We start from the raw sequence: 17521 nt of genomic DNA, 5'->3' as shown, positions 1-17521 counted from the left end.
CCGCTGCCCTCCTCGTGGCGATCAGACGCCCTGCCCACCCAGGCTCAGCTGCACCACCAGGGCGTGGAAGGAGCCCGCCGTGAAGGTGGGTTCGCAGCCCGGTGGGGCCTGGCGTCCCTTGCGGTTGAGCCATGCCGTGTCCATCCCGAGCGCACCGGCGCCGCCGACGTCGGCAGACGGCGAGTCCCCCACGTGCAGGACCTCGTCGGGCCGCAGCCCCAGAGCGTCCAGAGCGAGCTCGAAGGGCTCCGGGCGAGGCTTGTAGGCGCGGGCGTCCTCGCTCGTGACGACGGCGTCCACGGGCAGGTGGTGCAGGTCCAGCGCCGCCAGCACGTCGGCCCGGTCGATGTTGGAGACCACGCACACAGGCACCCCGAGCTGCTGCAGGAACGGCAGGCTGTCGGCGAAGAGCGCAGGACGACGCCAGAAGTCGAACTGAGGGCGACAGAGCGCCTCCGCGTCGCCCCGCACGTCGAAGTGCTGCATGGTCTCCGCGAGCGTCTCGTGGTTGAGGTCGCCCTGCAGACGGAACGCGTCGCCGTGGGCCGCGCGGCAGGCCTCGTGGAACCGACGCCCCCACTCCTTCGCCACGACGCGGGGCTCGACACCGGCGAGCTGCGCGACGTGGGCGCAGATGGGCCCGAGGATCTCGTCGTCCTCGTGCACGAGGGTGCCGTACACGTCGAGGAGGAGTCCGCGGTACACGGGCTGCACGATAGCGAGCCCGGGCTCGACGGGTATCGCGCGCCGCACTCAGCTCCGACGGTTGATGACGGCGAACGCCACGGCCCCGACGGCGAACTGCGTCATCAGCAGGAGCGCGAGCACCATCTCGACCGGCGACCCGAGAGCGACGGCGATCGTGGCGGCCGCGGTGACCGGGAACGTGACCAGGCCGAGCACGGCCAGCGCCCTGGTGAGCACGGCGTCGTCGCGCTCGTCGCCCGTCTGGGTCCAGGACCGCTCGAAGGTCGTGGCGCTCGCGGGCCGGCGCGTCACGCGCCAGAGCACGAAGAGCCCGCCGACCAGCCCCACCCCGGCGCCCTGGACCATCCCCCGTCCCATGTTCCCGGGCCCGTGCTCCTGGACCAGCAGGCCCACGACGACGATCAGGGCGACCGCCGCCAGGTAGATGACGGTGGCCGCGACACGGTGGGCGCCCAGGGGACGGTCAGTCGACATGGAAGATCTCCTCTACGGAACGCTGGAAGCGGCGGGCGATGGCGATGGCGAGCGGAAGTGAGGGGTCGTAACGACCCGTCTCGATCGAGTTGACGGTCTGGCGCGAGACCGCGAGCGCCTCGGCCAGCTCACGCTGCGAGAGGCCCGCAGCAAGCCGCAGCTCTCGGACGTCGTTCTTCATGGCGGCAACCTCACGTGTCAAGCACCCTTGTCATGACAAGGGTGCTTGACACGTCCGGGGATGTCAAGCGACCTTGACGGCTGCATCGCGCCCACGCCGCCCGCGCCGTCAACCTGCCGGGCCGGAGCCCCAGGGCCGGCCACGCGGGGCGCGACCGAGGGGCCCTGCCGGCGGCAACGCTCTGCTCGGGCCGAGACGCCTATGGCTACCGTCACCTGCAGTACCTCGACGCGCACCTACCCGTCGCAGCAGTGACAGCCGGTTGGGAGGTTCCCGATGCGTGACGGGCGCCGCGCGCCAGCGGTAGTAGGGCTGTCTGGCGAGCTGGAGGACCCGGCACGTCACCGCGACGGGCACCGGCGTCGGCGGCGAGCTCGTTCACGAGCGGGTAGAGCCTCTTCCCGGCAGGGCAGCGTGAGCAGGCGTCCAGGACGCCACTGCAGGACGGTGTGCCGAGACCGGACGGCCTCGTCGTGCCACAGACCGAAGTGCCCGCCGTCGGTCATCGCTCTGACGTCGACGCGCCCCAACCAGCTGGTCGTGCGCCCACCGTCTGTCAGCGCGTGCCACGCATGCTCGGCAGACGTCGGCAGCGTGAGCTGCATCCGCACCTCTCGCTGAGCCGGGTCTGCGTGGCAGACGACGAGGGCTGACTGCATGGCGTCGATCGTGCCGACGGATCCGACGCACGCGCTAGGTTGCCTGCCATGGTCGACCTCCGGCGCACGCACGCGGTCCGCGCGGGCGCCACCTTGGGCAGCGCACTCGAGGCCCTCGGCGCGGCGGGCGGTGACGTCCCGAGCGGGACCCGCCTGACCCTGGCGTGGTCCGCCGACGGCGTCGAGCTGTCCCGGCACGGCGTCGTGCTGCTGACGCTCGGTTGGGCCGACGTCACACGCGTGGACACGGGGACCGCCGAGGCCGGCCCGTACCGCGGCAGGGTGCTCCGGCTGTCCGCGCGCCAGGGCGGCCACCTCGACCTGCTCCCGTCCTACCGGTTGCGCGGCAGGCTCCCTGCGACGTCCGGGCGCGTCGAGGACCTCGCCGCGGAGCTCCGCGACGTCCGCAAGGCGGCGGTTCCCCCGCCACCGCCCCGGCCCTTGCCGTGCGCGCACCGAGCCCGGGTGATCGTGCCGTCCGACGACGACGACGACCGACGGCCGGTGGACGTCGAGCTCAGCACCGCCCTCCTGCTGGCGAGCAGGTGGGGGCGGGACCTGCGGCTGCAGCCGGACGAGCGGCCCGGCGCGGTGGACGTGCCCTGGACGCGTGAGGAGCTCGGCGCGGCGGTGTCCCACATACTCGGCGAGGCCGGCAGGGTTTCCCTGCGGCCTGGGGCGGGCGTCGTGGAGGACGCCTCGCGCATGTGCAGCCACCTGGCTGACCTCTACCCCGCGCTCGCGACCGATGCTCTTGACGCCTTCCGGCACCAGTACTGCTTCGAGAACCGCTGAGCCGAACGGGCGTGCCGATCCCCGGTCGGGACGTCGCGCCCGCCCCGAGGTGTCCGACGTCAACCTTGCGCGAGCCGGAACGACGCCCGGTAGCTGGTGGGGGTAACGCCCACCGCCCGGCGGAAGTGCCGGCGCAGCGTGGTTGCGGTTCCCATGCCGCAGCTCGCGGCAATCTGCTCGACCGAGGCGTCGGTGCGCTCGAGCATCTCCTGCGCGCGGATGATGCGCTGGCGGTGGAGCCACTCGAGCGGCCCGACCTGGAGCTCCGCGAGCATGCGACGGGCGAGCTGGCGGGTGCTGAGGTTCGCGTGGCCGGCAAGGTCCTGCACGCTGAGCGGCTGATCGAGCCGGGTTCGCGCCCACTCGAGCGTGGGAGCCAGCCCGCCGGAGCTGCGCGGCTGCGGGGGCGGGGCGATGAACTGGGCCTGGCCACCGGTGCGGTGCGCGGGCACGACGAGCCGTCGTGCGACCCCGGTGGCCGCGGCGGCGCCGAGGTCACGGTGCACGAGGTGGAGGCACAGGTCGAGCGCCGCGGTCTTGCCCGCCGAGGTGAGCACGTCACCGTCGTCGACGTAGAGCACGTCGGCGCGGACGTCGACCTGGGGGTAGCGGCGCGCCAGGTCCTCGGCGTGCATCCAGTGCGTCGTCGCCGTGCGGCCGTCGAGCAACCCCGCCGCGGCGAGCAGGTAGGCACCGGTACACAGCGAGGCGATCCGCGTACCGCGCTCGTGCGCCTCACGCAGCGCCGAGATCAGGCCGGGGTCGGGGTTCTCGTCGGGGTCGTCGCAAGACGGCACGACGACGGAGTCGACCCGGGCGATCTCCGCGTACGAGGCCGTCGGCAGGTGTGCCAGCCACGGGTGCGGTTGCCCGTCGGCGGTGCAGACCACCAGGTCGTACCACTGGCCGCCGGGAGCGAGGTCGGAACGGTCGACGCCGAAGACCTCCGCGGCGATGGCGGCCTCGTAGAGCATCGCGGAGGGATGCATGACAAGCGCGAGCCGGGGCATGTCCGAAAGCGTACGGAGGACGTCGTTCGCGACACTCGCCCCACGGGCGTGGCGGCGCCCAGGATCGTGGGCATGACGACTTCCGATCGCGTACTCGTCTACGGCGCTGCAGGTCACACCGGTCGTTTCGTCGTCGACGAGCTCGTGCGCCGCGGACTGGCCCCCGTGCTCGCCGGACGCAGCGCCGACCGCCTCGACGCGATGCCGCCGCGGCACTCCGGGTTCGACCGTCGGGTGGTCCACCTCGACGATGCCGCGCAGCTGCTCTGCGCGGTCTCCGGCTCCGGTGTCGTGATCAACTGCGCCGGGCCGTTCCTGGACACGGCGCTGCCGCTCGCTGGCGCTGCGGTCGAGGCGGGCGCCCACTACCTCGACGTGACTGCCGAGCAACCGGCGGTGCAGGCGCTCTACCGCGAGCTCGACGCCGCGGCGCGCGCGGCGGGTGTCGCCGCCGTGCCGGCGATGGCGTTCTTCGGCGGCCTGGCCGACCTCCTGCTCACCGCCGCCCTGCAGGGCGAGTCGTCCGCGGACGAGGTCGAGGTGGCGGTCGGCCTGGACCGCTGGTGGCCGACCGCGGGAACCAGGATCACCGGCGACCGCAACACCGCGACCCGTCTGGTCATCCGCGACGGGGTGCTGACCCCGGTGGCGGCCCGTGCACCGACACGCCCCTGGCCCTACCCGGCACCCCTCGGCACGCAGTCCGTGGTCGAGCTGCCGTTCTCCGAGGTGATCACGATCCACCAGCACCTGCAGGTCGGCGACCTGCGCTCGTACCTGAACACCGCGCCGCTCGACGACCTGCACGACGGCACGACTCCCCCACCGCCCGCGACGGACGAGCGCGGCCGCTCCGCGCAGCGGTTCGTCGTCGACGTCGTGGTCCGCCGCGGCTCGGACACCCGCAGCACCACGGCCGTCGGCCGCGACATCTACGCCATCACCGCCCCGATCGTCGTCGAGGGCGCGGTCCGCCTCCTCGACGGACGCCACCACGGCGCGGGCGCAAGAGCACCGGGTGCGGCGTTCGACGCCCCCGACGTGCTCGACGCGCTGGAGGCAGGCGCGAACGGCTTCGAGGTGCGTCGGGACCGGCACCTCACGGGCTCACCCCTGCGAGCGTGATCGGCGACGCCGTGCCTGCGGTCCGCGAGGCGGTCGAGACATCACTGGCTGCGTGCGGTGCGCACGGCCCCCTGCCCTCGATCCCGCGTCACGCCCGTGTCGTCGGGCCTGTGCGTTCGCCGAAACGACGCAGTTACCCGGCGGCAGGCCGTGCGTAACCGGAGCATCACACCATCGAGCGATGGGGCCAGAGCTCGCGTCGCCGACGGCCGTGCCGGGCTCCGACACGGCCCGGACCGTCACGACGCACTGCCCCTACTGCGCACTGCAGTGCGGCATGCAGCTGCACGTCACGCACCGCTCCGGGCACGAACGGCCCGACGTGCGGCTCACGCCGTCGGACTTCCCGACGAACCGGGGCGGCCTGTGCGCCAAAGGCTGGTCGGCGGCCGACCTGCTCGCGCATCCCGAGCGGCTCACGACCCCGCTGGTACGCACGCGCGCCGGCGACCGCTCCTCGGCGCTGCGGCCGGCGACGTGGGACGAGGCGCTCGACGCCGTGGCCGCGGCCGTCCGAGCGACGCAGCGACGGTACGGCCGGGACGCGGTCGGATGCTTCGGCGGGGGCGGTCTGACCAACGAGAAGGCCTACCTGCTGGGCAAGTTCGCCCGGACGGTGCTGCGGACGCGCTCGATCGACTACAACGGCCGCTGGTGCATGTCGTCGGCCGCGGCTGCCGCCACCCGCACGTTCGGGATCGACCGCGGGCTGCCGTTCCCCGTCGCGGACCTGGCCCTGGCCGACGTGCTGCTCCTCGTGGGGGCCAACCCGGCGGAGACCATGCCGCCGCTCATGCAGCACCTCGAGGCAGGCCGCGAGCGCGGTGCCCGGCACGTGGTCGTCGACCCGCGCACCACGGCGACCGCGCGCACGGCGCACCTGCACCTGCAGCCGCGCCCGGGGACGGACGCCGCCCTGGCCAACGGTCTGCTGCACGTGGTGGCGCGCAGGGGCTGGGTGGACGAGGAGTACGTCGCGACGCGGACGACGGGGTTCGAGACGGTCCGTGAGGCGGTGGCCGGTTACTGGCCGGACCGCGTCGAGCGGATCACCGGCGTGCCCGCCCGTGACCTGGAGACCGTCGGGGAGATGCTGGGGACGGCGGCGACGGCGATGGTGCTCACGGCACGCGGCGCCGAGCAGCACGCGTCGGGAACGGCTACCGCGCAGGCGTTCATCAACCTCGCCCTCGCGCTCGGGCTGCCCGGCCGGCCGGGTTCGGGTTACGGGACCCTCACGGGTCAGGGCAACGGGCAGGGCGGACGCGAGCACGGGCAGAAGGCGGACCAGCTGCCCGGGTACCGCAGGATCACCGACCTCGCCGACCGCGCCCACGTCGCGAGCGTGTGGGGCGTCGACCCGACGCGTCTGCCGGGTCCGGGGGTGTCCGCCACGGAGATGCTGCGTGCCCTCGGCACCCCCGGCGGGGTGCGGACGCTGCTGCTGCTCGCGTCGAACGTCAGCGTCTCGGCGCCCGACGCGGGCCGGGTCACCGACCGGCTCGACGCCCTCGACTTCCTGGTCGTCGCGGACCTGTTCCTCTCCGAGTCGGCGGCCCGGGCGGACGTCGTGCTGCCCGTCGCGATGTGGGCCGAGGAGGACGGCACCGTGACCAACCTGGAGGGACGGGTGCTGCGGCGTCGCCGCGCGGTCGATCACCCGCCCGGCGTGCGGACCGACCTGGACGTCCTCCTGGGCGTCGCCGAGCGGCTCGGGCACGGGGACCTCATGACGACCGATGCGGCGGCCGCCTTCGACGAGCTGGGCCGCGCCAGCTCCGGTGGCGTAGCGGACTACGGCGGCATCACCTACGACCGCATCGAGGACGAGCAGGGCGTGTTCTGGCCGTGCCCCGATGCCGAGCACCCGGGCACACCCCGGCTGTTCGGGACGCGGTTCGCACATCCCGACGGGCTGGCCCGGTTCTACCGCGGCGAGTACCGCGACACGGCCGAGCGCACCGACGCCGAGTTCCCCTACGTGCTGACCACCGGGCGGCTGATGCGGCAGTACCAGAGCGGCACGCAGACCCGCCGGGTCGCGGCGCTCGCCGGTGACGAGGTGGGCCCCGACGGGTCCGTGGTCCCGCACGCCGAGCTGCACCCCGACCTGGCGCGCCGCTGCGGCGTCGTCGACGGCGAAGCGGTCCAGCTGCGGACCCGCCGGGGCACCGCGGTGTTCCGGGTGCGGCTCACCACGGGCATCCGTACCGACACGGTGTTCGTGCCCTTCCACTGGGGCGGCGCGTCCCGCGCCAACACGCTGACCGATGACGCGCTCGACCCGACCTCCCGCATGCCGGCGTTCAAGGCGTGCGCCGTGGCCGTCACCCCCCTCGCCGTACCCGCCACACCACCGACCGGTTCGCCAGCGGAGCACGTCCGTGCGCCGTGGCCGCCGGCCCGACCGAAGGGGCTCGCCTTGGACAGTCACCCGACCTTCCTGCAGGGCGTCTACGCGCTGACCGGGAAAGGACTCGCTGCACCGACCTTGATCGACCCGAGCCTGTCGTACACCGTGCCGGACGGCGCGGTCGCTCAGACGGTGTACTTCCGGGGCGGCAACAGCACGGACGAGCTCGTCGTCGTCGTGCTGGTCCGCGACGGGGAGCCGATGCGGTACTTCCCCATCGGCGCCAAGGGGGACGTGCACGTGCCGCTGCGCGTGGTGGAGGACCTCGAGCCCGGCACCACCCTCGAGGTGCACGCCGCCGGCGCGGCGGGGGTCTCCGGCGTCGTCGTCATCGACCTCGGCCTCGTGGAGGTGTGAGGTGGCCCGGCGCCGACGCGGGGACGACGGTCGGCGCGACCTCGTCGTCGTGGGCAACGGCATGGCGGGTGCGCGCACCGTGGAGGAGGTCCTCGAGCGCGGCGGCTCCGCGCAGTTCCGGATCACGATGTTCGGCGAGGAGCCGTACGGCAACTACAACCGCATCATGCTCTCGAACGTCCTGGCCGGACTCGAGAGCGAGGAGGCGATCTTCCTCAACTCGATGGCCTGGTACGACGAGAACGAGATCACGCTGCACGCCGGCGTGCGGGTGGCGCGCATCGACCGGCACGCCCGCACCGTCCGCGCCGACGACGGCAGCCGCACGCCGTACGACGCGCTCGTCATGGCGACCGGCAGCAGCGCGTTCGTCCCCGACATCCCTGGCATGCGCACGGCCGGGCGCGGCTTCCACCAGGGCGTGTTCCGGTTCCGCACGCTGGACGACACCCGCGCGATGATCCGGTACGCGCGCACCCACAAGCAGGCGGTCGTCATCGGCGGCGGCCTGCTCGGTCTCGAGGCGGCACGCGGGTTGCAGACCCACGGTGTCGACGTCACGGTCGTGCACGGTCCCGGTCACCTGATGAACCAGCAGCTCGACGCCGCAGGCGGGTACGTCCTGCGGCGCGGCATCGAGGCTCTCGGGATCTCGGTGCTGACGTCGGCCCGGACGGTCAGGGTGCTCGGGGACACGGAGATCACCGGTGTGCAGCTGGGTGACGGGCGCGTCCTGCCGTGCGACATCGTCGTGGTGGCAGCCGGGATCCGGGCCAACTCGTCGATCGCGGCCGCCAGCGGGTTCCTGGTGGAGCGTGGCATCGTCGTCGACGACCAGATGCACGCGCTCGACGACCAGGGCACGCCCGACCCGACCGTGTTCGCCGTCGGGGAGTGCGTGCAGCACCGGGACCAGGTCTACGGGCTCGTCGCGCCGCTGTGGGAGCAGGCGCGGGTTCTCGCGGACGTGCTCACGGGCACCGACCCGTCGGCGCAGTACCACGGCTCCCGCACCGCCACGAAGCTCAAGGTCGCGGGCATCGACGTCGCGTCGATGGGCACCACGGCGCCCGAGCGTCCCGACGACGACCACATCGTCATCTCCGAGCCGCGACGCGGGCTGTACAAGAGCGTGGTGGTCCGCGACGACCGGCTCGTCGGTGCGACGCTCGTCGGTGACCTCGAGAAGGTCGCTCCCCTCATCCAGGCGTTCGACCGCGGTTCGCCGTTGCCCGAGGACCGGATCGCGCTGCTGTTCGACCTGGGCACGGCGCCCGCCGCGGTGGGCGTGGCCGAGCTTCCCGACGAGACCACCGTGTGCAACTGCAACGGCGTGAGCAAGGGGACGATCGGGAGTTGCGTCCGCGGCGGCGTCGCCTCCCTCACGGGCGTCATGGACGCGACCCGTGCGGGCAAGGGCTGCGGGTCGTGCAAGACGCTCGTCGGGCAGGTCGTGGAGTGGGCGGCCGGCGGCACGCTCGAGGTCGACGAGTCCGCCTCCTGGTACGTACCCGGCATCCCCTACGCCAAGGCCGAGCTGGTGGCGCTCATCCGCGAGCAGGAGCTGCGCTCGGTGTCGGCCGTGTTCGCGGCGCTCGCGCCCGGCGGCGTCGAGGACGCGAAGTCGAAGATGGGACTGAACTCGTTGCTGCGCACCCTGTGGGGCGCGGCGGTCGTCGACGAGCGCGACGGGCGCTTCATCAACGACCGGGTGCACGCCAACATCCAGCGTGACGGCACGTTCTCGGTGGTCCCGCAGATGAAGGGCGGGGTCACGTCGGCCGACCAGCTGCGCCGCATCGCCGACGTCGCGGACAAGCACAGGATCCCGCTGATCAAGCTCACCGGTGGTCAGCGGATCGACCTGCTCGGCGTGCCCAAGGAGAACCTGCCGACGGTGTGGGCGGACCTCGACATGCCGTCCGGGTACGCGTACGGGAAGTCGTTCCGGACGGTCAAGACGTGCGTCGGCAGCGACTTCTGCCGGTTCGGGCTCGGCGACTCGACCGCGCTCGGCATCGCGATCGAGACCCGGTACCAGGGCTTGGAGAGCCCGGCCAAGCTCAAGCTCGCCGTGTCGGGCTGTCCGCGCAACTGCGCGGAGTCCTACGTCAAGGACCTCGGTGTCGTGGCCGTCGACGGTGGGCGCTGGGAGATCTGGGTGGGCGGCGCCGCCGGTGCGCACATCCGCAAGGGGGACCTGCTCACGACGGTCGACACCCCGCAGGAGGTCATGACGCTCACCGGCCGCTTCATCCAGTACTACCGCGAGACGGCGAACTGGCTCGAGCGGACCTACGCGTGGGTGCCCCGGCTCGGGATCGAGCACGTCCGTGCCGTCGTGGTGGACGACAGCGAGGGGATCGCAGCGGAGCTCGACGCCGCCGTGCAGGCCTCCGTGGACGCCTACCGCGATCCGTGGCAGGAGCGCGACGACCCCGCCGAACCCGGCCAGTTCCGCACCGCGCTGCCGCTGACCGTCCTGCCGCAGGTGCCGGGCCGATGAGTGCCGGGACGGACGCACGAGCCGTCGGCGGCGAGCCGGGTGCGGGTCCGCTCGACACCGTGAGCGGACCACCCGCCCCGCGCGTCACGACCGCGGGAGGCGGCGGGCCGCACGTGGTGGGACCGCTGTGCGAGATCCCGCTCGGTGAGGGACGCGCCTACGCGGTCGGCGACCGGCAGGTGGCGGTCTTCCGGCTGCGCAGCGGGGCCCTGCGCGCGCTCGACGCGGTGTGCCCGCACCGGGGAGGTCCGCTGGCCGACGGGCAGATCGACGCCGACGTCGTCGTCTGCCCGCTGCATGCGCACGTGTTCGACCTGGGCAGCGGTGCGTGCCGCACCGGGCAGGACGACGTGACGTCCTACGCGGTCCACCTCGAGGACGACCAGGTGGTCGTGGTGCTGCCCGTCTAGAGGACGGCACCGCGCTACCGGCGGCCGAGCCTGAACGCGCCCGGTCGCTCGGGTCGTCGCAACGGTCGACGTTCTGCGCCGGGCGTGACAGCGTGAACCATGCGCGATCACATCGAGCTGAGCGCGGGCCGCATCGACTACGTGGACACGGGCGGCGACGGACCCGTGCTCGTCTTCGCGCACGGCGTGCCCATGAACGAGACGCAGTGGCGCAAGGTCGTGCCACTGCTCACCGGGTACCGGTGCATCCTGCCGACCCTCCCCCTCGGCGGGCACCGGCAGCCGATGCGCCCGGGTGCGGACCTGACCCACCGCGGCGTGGCGCGGCTGCTCGGCGAGCTCCTCGAGCGGCTGGACCTCACGGACGTGACGCTCGTACTCAACGACTGGGGCGGTGGCCAGTTCCTGGTCTCCGAGGGCCGCGCGCAACGCGTCGGGCGGATGGTGCTGGTGGCGTGCGAGGCCTTCGACAACTTCCCGCCCGCACCGGCCAAGCCCCTGGCGGTAGCCGCCCGGGTACCCGGCGGGATCTGGCTGGTCGTGCAGCTGATGCGGTCCCGGCGGTTCCGGCACAGCCCACGCGGCTACGGCGCCATGAGCCTGCGCGGCATCCCGGACGAGGTGTTCGACGACTGGATCGCACCGGCGAGGAGGTCCCGGGCGATCCGACGCGACTTCGCGGCGTTCGCGGCCTCGGCGCCGGATCGCGCGACGCTCCTGGCCTGGTCCGAGCGGCTCGCCGACTTCACGGGCCCCGTGCTCGTGGTGTGGGCGCAGGACGACCCGCTGATGCCTCGCGCGCACGGCCCCCGGCTCGCGGCCCTCTACCCCGCCGGACGCCTCGTCGAGATCGCCGACTCCTCGACCCTCGTCCCCGAGGACCAGCCCGAGCGGCTCGCCGAGGCGATCCTCGAGTTCCTCGCCGAGACCGGCTGATTCCCGGGTCACGGGACGGCGCCGACTGGCACGATGTGCGCCCATGAGCCACGCGAACTCGGCCGACGGCCCCCTCGCACCCTTCGAAGCGGTATGGGCCCAGGTGTTGACGCTCTCGCCCGCAGCGCGCGCGATGTTCGCACTGGCGTGTGCCGAGCGCCTCGTCCGCGCGGCCGGCAGAGCTGACGAGCTGCGGGCGACTCTCGAGGCGGGCTGGGCGGTCGCGGGTGGTGGGTCCGCGGACCTCGCACCACTGCGGTCGGAGCTCGACGTCCGGGAGGACCTCGACGACGACGACCTCGCCGCCACGTACTACGCGCTCGGCGCGGCGACCGGCTCCGCCGAGGACTGTCGAGCAGCCGCATCTCGCGCGATGGACGCGGCGTTCGAGCTCGTCCCCTACGGCCCCGACGAGACGACGTTCCACCCGCTGGCCGACGACGCCGCCAGCCCGCCGGTCCAGGCGGAGCTCGCGTGGCAGCAGGCGGCCGCAGCCAAGCTCGTCGCGGACGGGCCGACGGACGCTGTCGCGGTCTGGCTCCGCCAGTAGCCCGAGCGTGCCGTCGTGGGACGAGGACCAGAACGAGAGCCTGTCCGTCCCCTTACCGTGGGCGGGTGCATCCTCCCCTCGCGCCGTTCGACTCCGGGTTGATCCGACGGCCCGGGGGTGCCCGCCTGTACTGGGAGGCGTCGGGAGATGCCCGGGGTCGCCCGGCCCTGTACCTGCACGGCGGCCCGGGCAGCGGCCTCGGCAGCGGTGGCTACCGGCGTCGGTTCGACCCCGAGCGCTACCTCGTCGTGGGGCTCGACCAGCGCGGCTGCGGGCGCAGCACCCCGTGGGCGATCGACGACCTCGACCGCCTCGACGACAACACCACCCCCACCCTCGTCGCCGACATCGAGGCACTGCGCACGCACCTGGGCATCGACCGCTGGCTCGTCCACGGGGTGTCGTGGGGGTCGACGCTCGCGCTGGCCTACGCGCTGGCGCATCCGGACCGCGTCACCGCGCTCGTGCTCACTGCGGTGACGACCGGGAGCCGCGAGGAGATCGACTGGATCACGCAGGGCGTGGGCAGGGTCTTCCCCGAGGCGTGGGAGCGGTTCGCGACGACGACGCCGGCGGGTGAGCGCGTCGTCGAGCACTACGCGCGACGGCTGCGTGATGCGGACCCCGCCGTGCGGTCCACGGCCGCGGACGCGTGGGACGCGTGGGAGTCGACCCACATCTCGCTCGACCCGAGCTGGGCACCCGGGCCCCTGCACGACGACCCCCGCGAGCGGGAGAACTTCGCCACCCTCGTCACGCACTACTGGGCTCACGACTGCTTCCTCCCTGGGAACGCGAGCGTCCTCGCACGTGCTCACGAGCTCGAGGGGATCCCGGGCGTGCTCGTCCACGGGCGTCGCGACATCAGCGGTCCGGCTGTCACACCGTGGGCGCTGCACAAGGCGTGGCCGGGCAGCGAGCTGCACGTCGTCGAGTCGGAAGGCCACGGGGGCGACGTGGAGATGGAGCTCACCTGTCGGGCGATCGACGCGTTCGCGGAGCGGTGAGCTCAGCCGGGAACAGCGGCGCTCTCACCCGGCTCGGCCGTGGCAGGATCACGGCGGTGCGTGTCGAACTGAGACCCTGGTCGCTCGCAGACGGCCCTTCGTTGCAGTCCGCGGTGGCGGCAAGCCCGGATCTGGTCACGCAGCTGGGCGGGGCCGATCTCCGCGATCTGGAGGACTGCACCCGGTTCATCGAGGCTCATCTGCAGGCCCTCGGCCCCGTCCGGTACGACGTCGCGATCACCGTTGACGGCTCCGCGGTGGGCAACGTGGGGTTGAGCAGTATCGACAGGGCGCATCAGACGGCGTGGACCTACTACTGGGTCGCTGCCACCCATCGGGCGCAAGGGCTCGGCTCGCATGCTCTGGCGACCGTCTCCAGGTGGGCCCTCGAGGAGCTCGGCGTCTTCCGGCTGGAGCTGGGGCACCGTGTCAACAACCCTGCCTCGTGCCGGGTGGCGACTCGTGCAGGGTTCATCGCCGAAGGTCTCGAGCGGTCCAAGCTGCGCTACGGGGACGAGCGGTTCGACGTGGAGACCCACGCGCGACTGGCGACGGACCCGGTTCCACCGTTGGCACTTCTGCCGATGAGGGGACTGCCGTCGGTCGAGCTGCGTGAGACCACGCCATGACGCCGTCGACCGCGCGGTGGAGCTGAGCCGGATCGACCACCTTCTCGAGCCGTGGGGAACACGGGCGGGCGCCGTCGCTGCGCGGGCTCGGGGGACGGCATCGGCCCCGGCCGCGCGGGACCGGGGGTGAACCGGTGGACGACCCCCCTGCCGGCTTCGCCAGCCGGGACGAGTGGCGCGATGCCCTCACGCACCTCGCATGATCAGAGCAGGGCGAGGAACCGCTCCGCATCACCGACGCGGGGGAGGTTGTTGAACATGACGTAGGGCGACGGGCGGCCGTCGACCATGTCCCGGAGCCGGCGCAGCTCGTCGTCGGAGTGGACGTGCCGCGAGCCGGACGTGCCGTGCAGGCGGTAGTAGGTCTGCTCGGGCGTCACGGTCTCGGTCTGCATCGGGTCGACGACGTGCGCGAGATCCAGCTCGGCGCAAAGCTCGGTGAGCAGCTGCGTGGGCCACTCACCGCGGGGTTCCCACAGCAGCCGCGCCGCCGGCCGCTCGACCTGCGTCATGAAGCTGCGAAGCCGTCCGGCGTTGTCGGCCGTCGGGCGAAAGCTCTTCGGACACTGCAGCAGGACGGCGGTGGCCTGCAGGATCCGGGCGCACTCGAGGGTCCGCTGCCACCCCGCGAGGACCGCAGGCGTGGTCCGGAACGCTCCCACCTGGCCACGTGCGCTGTCCGGCAAGGGCTGCTTCATCCGCCGGTAGGTGGGGCTGTTGGACTCGTGGGTGACGATCTGCCACGCCTTGATCGTGAACTCGAAACCGGCCGGCACCTGGGCTCGCCAGCGCATCAGCACGGCGTCGGACGGCGGTTCGTAGAACGTGTGCTGCACCTCGACGACGGGGAAGCGACGCACGTACGACGCCTGGGAGACGGTCCAACCGCACAGGCCTACGCGAACGCCCACCTTGCCTATCCGTCCCAGGTGTCGCGCGCTCGAACCGACGCCGTGCGCAACATCATCCAGTCGGCCATGCAGCCGATCCTCCCAGGAAGAACACCTGCGAAGCGGTTCCGTAAGAACCGTGGTCGCGCCGCGACGTCGGCGACCTCCCTCTGGACCGTGTGCCCAGGCGTGCGTGACCATCGAGTGGAGGTGCTCATGGCCACCCTGGGCCACGGCAAGATCTGCCACGTCGAGCTGCCAGCGGACGACCCGCAGGAGGCCGACTCCGCCTCTTCGTTCGCGTACGCGAGCACCTCGAGGATGAAGTGGCGTCGACCACCCGACCCGTAGAGCGTCGGGCGCGATCGGATCTCGGCAAGGTGCGCGAGGTCGAGATCGCTCGACCACGCGTGTGTGGTCGTCACCCATGACGCTCTGTCGCTCACCCATCTGAAGCTATCGAGGCCGACGCGCTCCTGGCGCTCGCTTCCTGGTCCTAGATCGTCCTGCCCGCCGGTGTCGTGCTCGGGCCGGCGGAACTACCCGTGCTGGTCTTCTGTCGGATGCACGTGCGGGCTAGAGTCGGGGTGGCGCGGAGGGCGCCGCCGGGCCCGCGGGCAGGACTGAGTCCACCTCCACAGCGCGACAAGCCACCCCGGTCGACGATCTCCTCTTGTCTGGCAGTGCGGGCCGCCGGCTCCAAGGAGACGTCATGCCTCTTCTCCCTGCGCACGCCGACCTCGCGCAGCTCCGGCTCCAGGCCAAGGACCTCCTGCGGGCGGCCAGACGCGGTGAAGCGTCCGCCCTGGCCCGAGTGCATGCTGTCTCGGCCGCGCTCAGCCTGAGCTCCGCACAGCTGGCACTGGCCCGTGAGCACAGGTTCGCGAGCTGGGCCCAGCTGAAGCTCGAGGTCGAGCGACGAGCGATCCTGGACAGCGCCGACGCGACTCGGCTCGCCGACCTGCTCGCCGCCCACCCGGAGCTCGCGGTGCAACGGATGACTGGCTGGCGTGACCACCCGCACGGAGCGAGCCCCCTTGCCTACGTGGCGATGATGCGCTTCGACACCTCCCGGAACGTCTGGCGTGCAGTGCCTGGGACAGGTGCGCTTGCCCGCGCCCTGGTCGACGCCGGTGCACCGGTGGAAGGCGACCCCCTCGACGCGGAGACGCCTCTGATGACCGCGGCCAGCTACGGCGACGCAGAGGTGGCCCGTGTCCTCATCGAAGCCGGCGCAGACCTGGACGCCACCGCGTTGCCCACGGCCGGTGGAGTCCCGGTGGGCACCGCCCTTCGACATGCTGTCGTCTTCGGCATGACGGACGTCGTCAACCTCCTCGCCGCCGCCGGCGCGAGCGACCTGGTGCACGCCGCGGCCGCTGGCGACCTCAGCGGCATGCTGACGCCTGAGACCTCCGAAGAGGACCGGGTCGCGGCGCTGCGGAGCGCCGCTGCACACGGCCGGCTGGACGTGATCGACCAGCTGATAGCGGCATCCACACCCGTCGACGGCATCGACCGTGACGGATCCACAGCCCTGCACGCGGCGGCCTTCTGGGGGCGAGCTGACAGCGTCGAGCGCCTGCTCGTCCACGGTGCTGACCCCGCACGCCGTGACACACGGTTTGGCAGCACTCCGCTCGGCTGGTGCCAGCACCAGAGCGAGCAAGTCGGCTCCGGGCGCGGGCACGACGAGGTGAAAGAGGTCCTTCGCCCGATCACTCCGAGCGCGTCCTGAAGGGAGCGGCACGCCCGCCGCGGCCTCAGCACACCGCCGCCGCGAGCGTCGGAGCGCAGGACCGTGCTGCCCGCGCCGTCCACGGTGTCGGACGTGACGCGGACCCTACGGGTGGTCCACCGCTCGTCGAGCCTGATCTCTACTCGACGGCGTACGCCCTCCCGCCTTCGACGGCGGACGTGTGGCCGCGCAGCCGGCCTGGACCGAGGTAGGCCACCTCGAACCAACGCCGTGCGCAACATCATCCAGCTGGCCATGCAGCCGTTCCTCCCAGGAGTGCACCTCCCCGGGCCCAGGGGGAGCTTAGCCACCCAGTGGGCGACAGCGAGCAGCGGCCGGCAGGCAACGGCGTGCGCCGTCACGCGTCGAGCGGCTCGCCGGTCGGATCCTCGCCCGCGTCGTCGCGCAGCGTCGGGCCGCCCAGAGGGTCGGTCGACCACGCGACGAGCCGCCATCCGCTGGCCGGGTCGCCGTCGATCTCGATCGCACCGGTGTTGGCCAGCGGCCTCTGCTCGACGTCGTCGACGTCGAGACCCGCGACGCGGGCGGCCGCCCAGCAGCGGATGGCCGCTCCGTGCGAGACCACGACCACCGTGCTCCCGCCTGCGGAGACGACCTGCGCGACGGCGTCGTCGAACCGCGCCAGGAAGGTCGCGCCATCGGGCCCGCCCGGCATGCGCCGGTGCGTGTCGCCGCGTGCCCAGGCGAACACCGTCGAGAGGTAGGCCTGGTGCGCCTCGTGGCCGCTGGACATCTCCAGGTCACCGGCGTCCACCTCCCGCAGCCCGTCGTAGGTCGTCGGCGCGAGGTTCAGCCGGTCCGCGAGCGGAGCCGCGGTGAGCGCCGTGCGCACCAGGGTCGAGACCGCGATCGCGTCGATCCGGCGGCCCTCCAGCGCCGCCGGCACCGCCGCGGCCTGACGCTCGCCCAGCGCGGTGAGCCGCGCGCCCGGGACGCCGGTGTCGACGAGTCCTCGCACGTTCGACGGGGTCTGGCCGTGCCGCAGCAGCAAGAGACGCATGCGGCATTGTCACCGCCGGGCCGTCGGGTCTCGACCGCGGTTGCCCGCCGCACAGCGCGTCGTCGGACGGCCTGTCACCCCTGTCCCCACAGGTCAAGACGCAGACGCCTCC

17 protein-coding genes and 1 pseudogene are annotated in these 17521 nt (G+C 72.7%); 11 read left to right on the top strand and 7 right to left on the bottom strand.

The features are described 5' to 3' along the window. Positions 1-21: 21 nt before the first annotated feature. The 4 genes and pseudogenes from NP048_RS02260 to NP048_RS02245 all read right to left on the bottom strand — a co-directional run. On the bottom strand, positions 22-705 hold the full coding sequence (locus NP048_RS02260; protein WP_227577875.1) for an HAD family hydrolase: 684 nt from the start codon (positions 703-705) through the stop codon (positions 22-24). Between the two features lie 48 nt (positions 706-753). Next, complete coding sequence (locus NP048_RS02255) at positions 754-1182, bottom strand: hypothetical protein (protein WP_227577874.1); 429 nt, start codon at positions 1180-1182, stop codon at positions 754-756. Continuing rightward, the gene (locus tag NP048_RS02250) at positions 1172-1363 is read right to left on the bottom strand and encodes a helix-turn-helix transcriptional regulator (RefSeq protein ID WP_227577873.1); all 192 of its coding nucleotides are present in this window, start codon (positions 1361-1363) and stop codon (positions 1172-1174) included. Before NP048_RS02250 ends, NP048_RS02255 begins: the two co-directional genes overlap by 11 nt. A 270-nt stretch (positions 1364-1633) precedes the next feature. Then, positions 1634-1763 (bottom strand): annotated as a pseudogene (locus NP048_RS02245) (IS3 family transposase); the annotation flags it as partial. A 307-nt stretch (positions 1764-2070) separates the two neighbouring features. On the opposite strand from NP048_RS02245, the gene NP048_RS02240 reads away from it, so the two are divergent. Continuing rightward, complete coding sequence (locus tag NP048_RS02240) at positions 2071-2817, top strand: hypothetical protein (protein WP_227577872.1); 747 nt, start codon at positions 2071-2073, stop codon at positions 2815-2817. A 59-nt stretch (positions 2818-2876) separates the two neighbouring features. On the opposite strand, the gene NP048_RS02235 is transcribed toward NP048_RS02240, so the two are convergent. Next, entirely contained in the window at positions 2877-3827 is a 951-nt protein-coding gene (locus tag NP048_RS02235; RefSeq protein ID WP_227577871.1) for a GlxA family transcriptional regulator, read from the bottom strand. A gap of 72 nt (positions 3828-3899) precedes the next feature. Here NP048_RS02235 and NP048_RS02230 point away from each other — a divergent pair, with 72 nt between their 5' ends. The 8 genes from NP048_RS02230 (at position 3900) to NP048_RS02195 (ending at position 13760) form a co-directional block, all read left to right on the top strand. Further along, positions 3900-4952 carry a saccharopine dehydrogenase NADP-binding domain-containing protein gene (locus NP048_RS02230; protein ID WP_227577870.1) on the top strand — a complete coding sequence of 351 codons (1053 nt, stop codon included), beginning with the start codon at positions 3900-3902 and terminating at the stop codon, positions 4950-4952. A 181-nt stretch (positions 4953-5133) separates the two neighbouring features. Then, the gene (locus NP048_RS02225; RefSeq protein WP_227577869.1) at positions 5134-7722 is read left to right on the top strand and encodes a molybdopterin oxidoreductase family protein; all 2589 of its coding nucleotides are present in this window, start codon (positions 5134-5136) and stop codon (positions 7720-7722) included. A gap of 1 nt (position 7723) precedes the next feature. After that, positions 7724-10228 (top strand): nitrite reductase large subunit NirB, encoded by a 2505-nt coding sequence (gene nirB, locus NP048_RS02220; protein WP_227577868.1) that lies wholly within the window; start codon positions 7724-7726, stop codon positions 10226-10228. Next, entirely contained in the window at positions 10225-10638 is a 414-nt protein-coding gene (locus tag NP048_RS02215) for a Rieske (2Fe-2S) protein (protein WP_308054108.1), read from the top strand. Before nirB ends, NP048_RS02215 begins: the two co-directional genes overlap by 4 nt. A 99-nt stretch (positions 10639-10737) precedes the next feature. Next, a complete protein-coding gene (locus NP048_RS02210; protein WP_227577867.1) occupies positions 10738-11574 on the top strand; it encodes an alpha/beta fold hydrolase in 837 nt (278 codons plus the stop codon). A gap of 43 nt (positions 11575-11617) precedes the next feature. After that, positions 11618-12124, top strand: a complete 507-nt coding sequence (locus NP048_RS02205) for a hypothetical protein (RefSeq protein WP_227577866.1) — start codon at positions 11618-11620, stop codon at positions 12122-12124. A 65-nt stretch (positions 12125-12189) separates the two neighbouring features. After that, positions 12190-13131, top strand: coding sequence for a prolyl aminopeptidase (gene pip / locus NP048_RS02200; RefSeq protein ID WP_227577865.1), 942 nt, complete (start codon positions 12190-12192; stop codon positions 13129-13131). A 56-nt stretch (positions 13132-13187) separates the two neighbouring features. Further along, positions 13188-13760 (top strand): GNAT family N-acetyltransferase, encoded by a 573-nt coding sequence (locus NP048_RS02195; protein ID WP_227577864.1) that lies wholly within the window; start codon positions 13188-13190, stop codon positions 13758-13760. Between the two features lie 203 nt (positions 13761-13963). On the opposite strand, the gene NP048_RS02190 is transcribed toward NP048_RS02195, so the two are convergent. Further along, positions 13964-14671: a DUF72 domain-containing protein gene (locus tag NP048_RS02190; RefSeq protein WP_227577863.1), complete on the bottom strand. Its 708-nt coding sequence runs from the start codon at positions 14669-14671 to the stop codon at positions 13964-13966. Positions 14672-14866: 195 nt separating this feature from the next. Between NP048_RS02190 and NP048_RS02185 the strand changes: the two genes are divergently transcribed. Both NP048_RS02185 and NP048_RS02180 read left to right on the top strand, forming a co-directional pair. After that, the gene (locus NP048_RS02185; protein ID WP_255620236.1) at positions 14867-15001 is read left to right on the top strand and encodes a hypothetical protein; all 135 of its coding nucleotides are present in this window, start codon (positions 14867-14869) and stop codon (positions 14999-15001) included. A 361-nt stretch (positions 15002-15362) separates the two neighbouring features. Continuing rightward, positions 15363-16388: an ankyrin repeat domain-containing protein gene (locus tag NP048_RS02180; protein WP_227577862.1), complete on the top strand. Its 1026-nt coding sequence runs from the start codon at positions 15363-15365 to the stop codon at positions 16386-16388. A gap of 358 nt (positions 16389-16746) precedes the next feature. On the opposite strand, the gene NP048_RS02175 is transcribed toward NP048_RS02180, so the two are convergent. Further along, positions 16747-17409 (bottom strand): histidine phosphatase family protein, encoded by a 663-nt coding sequence (locus NP048_RS02175; RefSeq protein WP_227577861.1) that lies wholly within the window; start codon positions 17407-17409, stop codon positions 16747-16749. Positions 17410-17521 lie beyond the last annotated feature (112 nt).

The sequence above is a fragment of the Cellulomonas xiejunii genome, assembly GCF_024508315.1.
GTDB classification, from domain to species: domain Bacteria; phylum Actinomycetota; class Actinomycetes; order Actinomycetales; family Cellulomonadaceae; genus Cellulomonas; species Cellulomonas xiejunii.
The sequence above is the reverse complement of the archived record's forward strand: the minus strand, read 5'-3'. Positions and strand labels throughout refer to the sequence as shown.

Coding starts and splice junctions, on each gene's coding strand:
- NP048_RS02255 (WP_227577874.1), bottom strand. CDS start 1,182: ATGTCGACTGACCGTCCCCTGGGCGCCCACCGTGTCGCGGCCACCGTC.
- NP048_RS02250 (WP_227577873.1), bottom strand. CDS start 1,363: ATGAAGAACGACGTCCGAGAGCTGCGGCTTGCTGCGGGCCTCTCGCAG.
- NP048_RS02240 (WP_227577872.1), top strand. CDS start 2,071: ATGGTCGACCTCCGGCGCACGCACGCGGTCCGCGCGGGCGCCACCTTG.
- NP048_RS02235 (WP_227577871.1), bottom strand. CDS start 3,827: ATGCCCCGGCTCGCGCTTGTCATGCATCCCTCCGCGATGCTCTACGAG.
- NP048_RS02230 (WP_227577870.1), top strand. CDS start 3,900: ATGACGACTTCCGATCGCGTACTCGTCTACGGCGCTGCAGGTCACACC.
- NP048_RS02225 (WP_227577869.1), top strand. CDS start 5,134: ATGGGGCCAGAGCTCGCGTCGCCGACGGCCGTGCCGGGCTCCGACACG.
- NP048_RS02215 (WP_308054108.1), top strand. CDS start 10,225: ATGAGTGCCGGGACGGACGCACGAGCCGTCGGCGGCGAGCCGGGTGCG.
- NP048_RS02210 (WP_227577867.1), top strand. CDS start 10,738: ATGCGCGATCACATCGAGCTGAGCGCGGGCCGCATCGACTACGTGGAC.
- NP048_RS02205 (WP_227577866.1), top strand. CDS start 11,618: ATGAGCCACGCGAACTCGGCCGACGGCCCCCTCGCACCCTTCGAAGCG.
- NP048_RS02185 (WP_255620236.1), top strand. CDS start 14,867: ATGGCCACCCTGGGCCACGGCAAGATCTGCCACGTCGAGCTGCCAGCG.
- NP048_RS02180 (WP_227577862.1), top strand. CDS start 15,363: ATGCCTCTTCTCCCTGCGCACGCCGACCTCGCGCAGCTCCGGCTCCAG.
- NP048_RS02175 (WP_227577861.1), bottom strand. CDS start 17,409: ATGCGTCTCTTGCTGCTGCGGCACGGCCAGACCCCGTCGAACGTGCGA.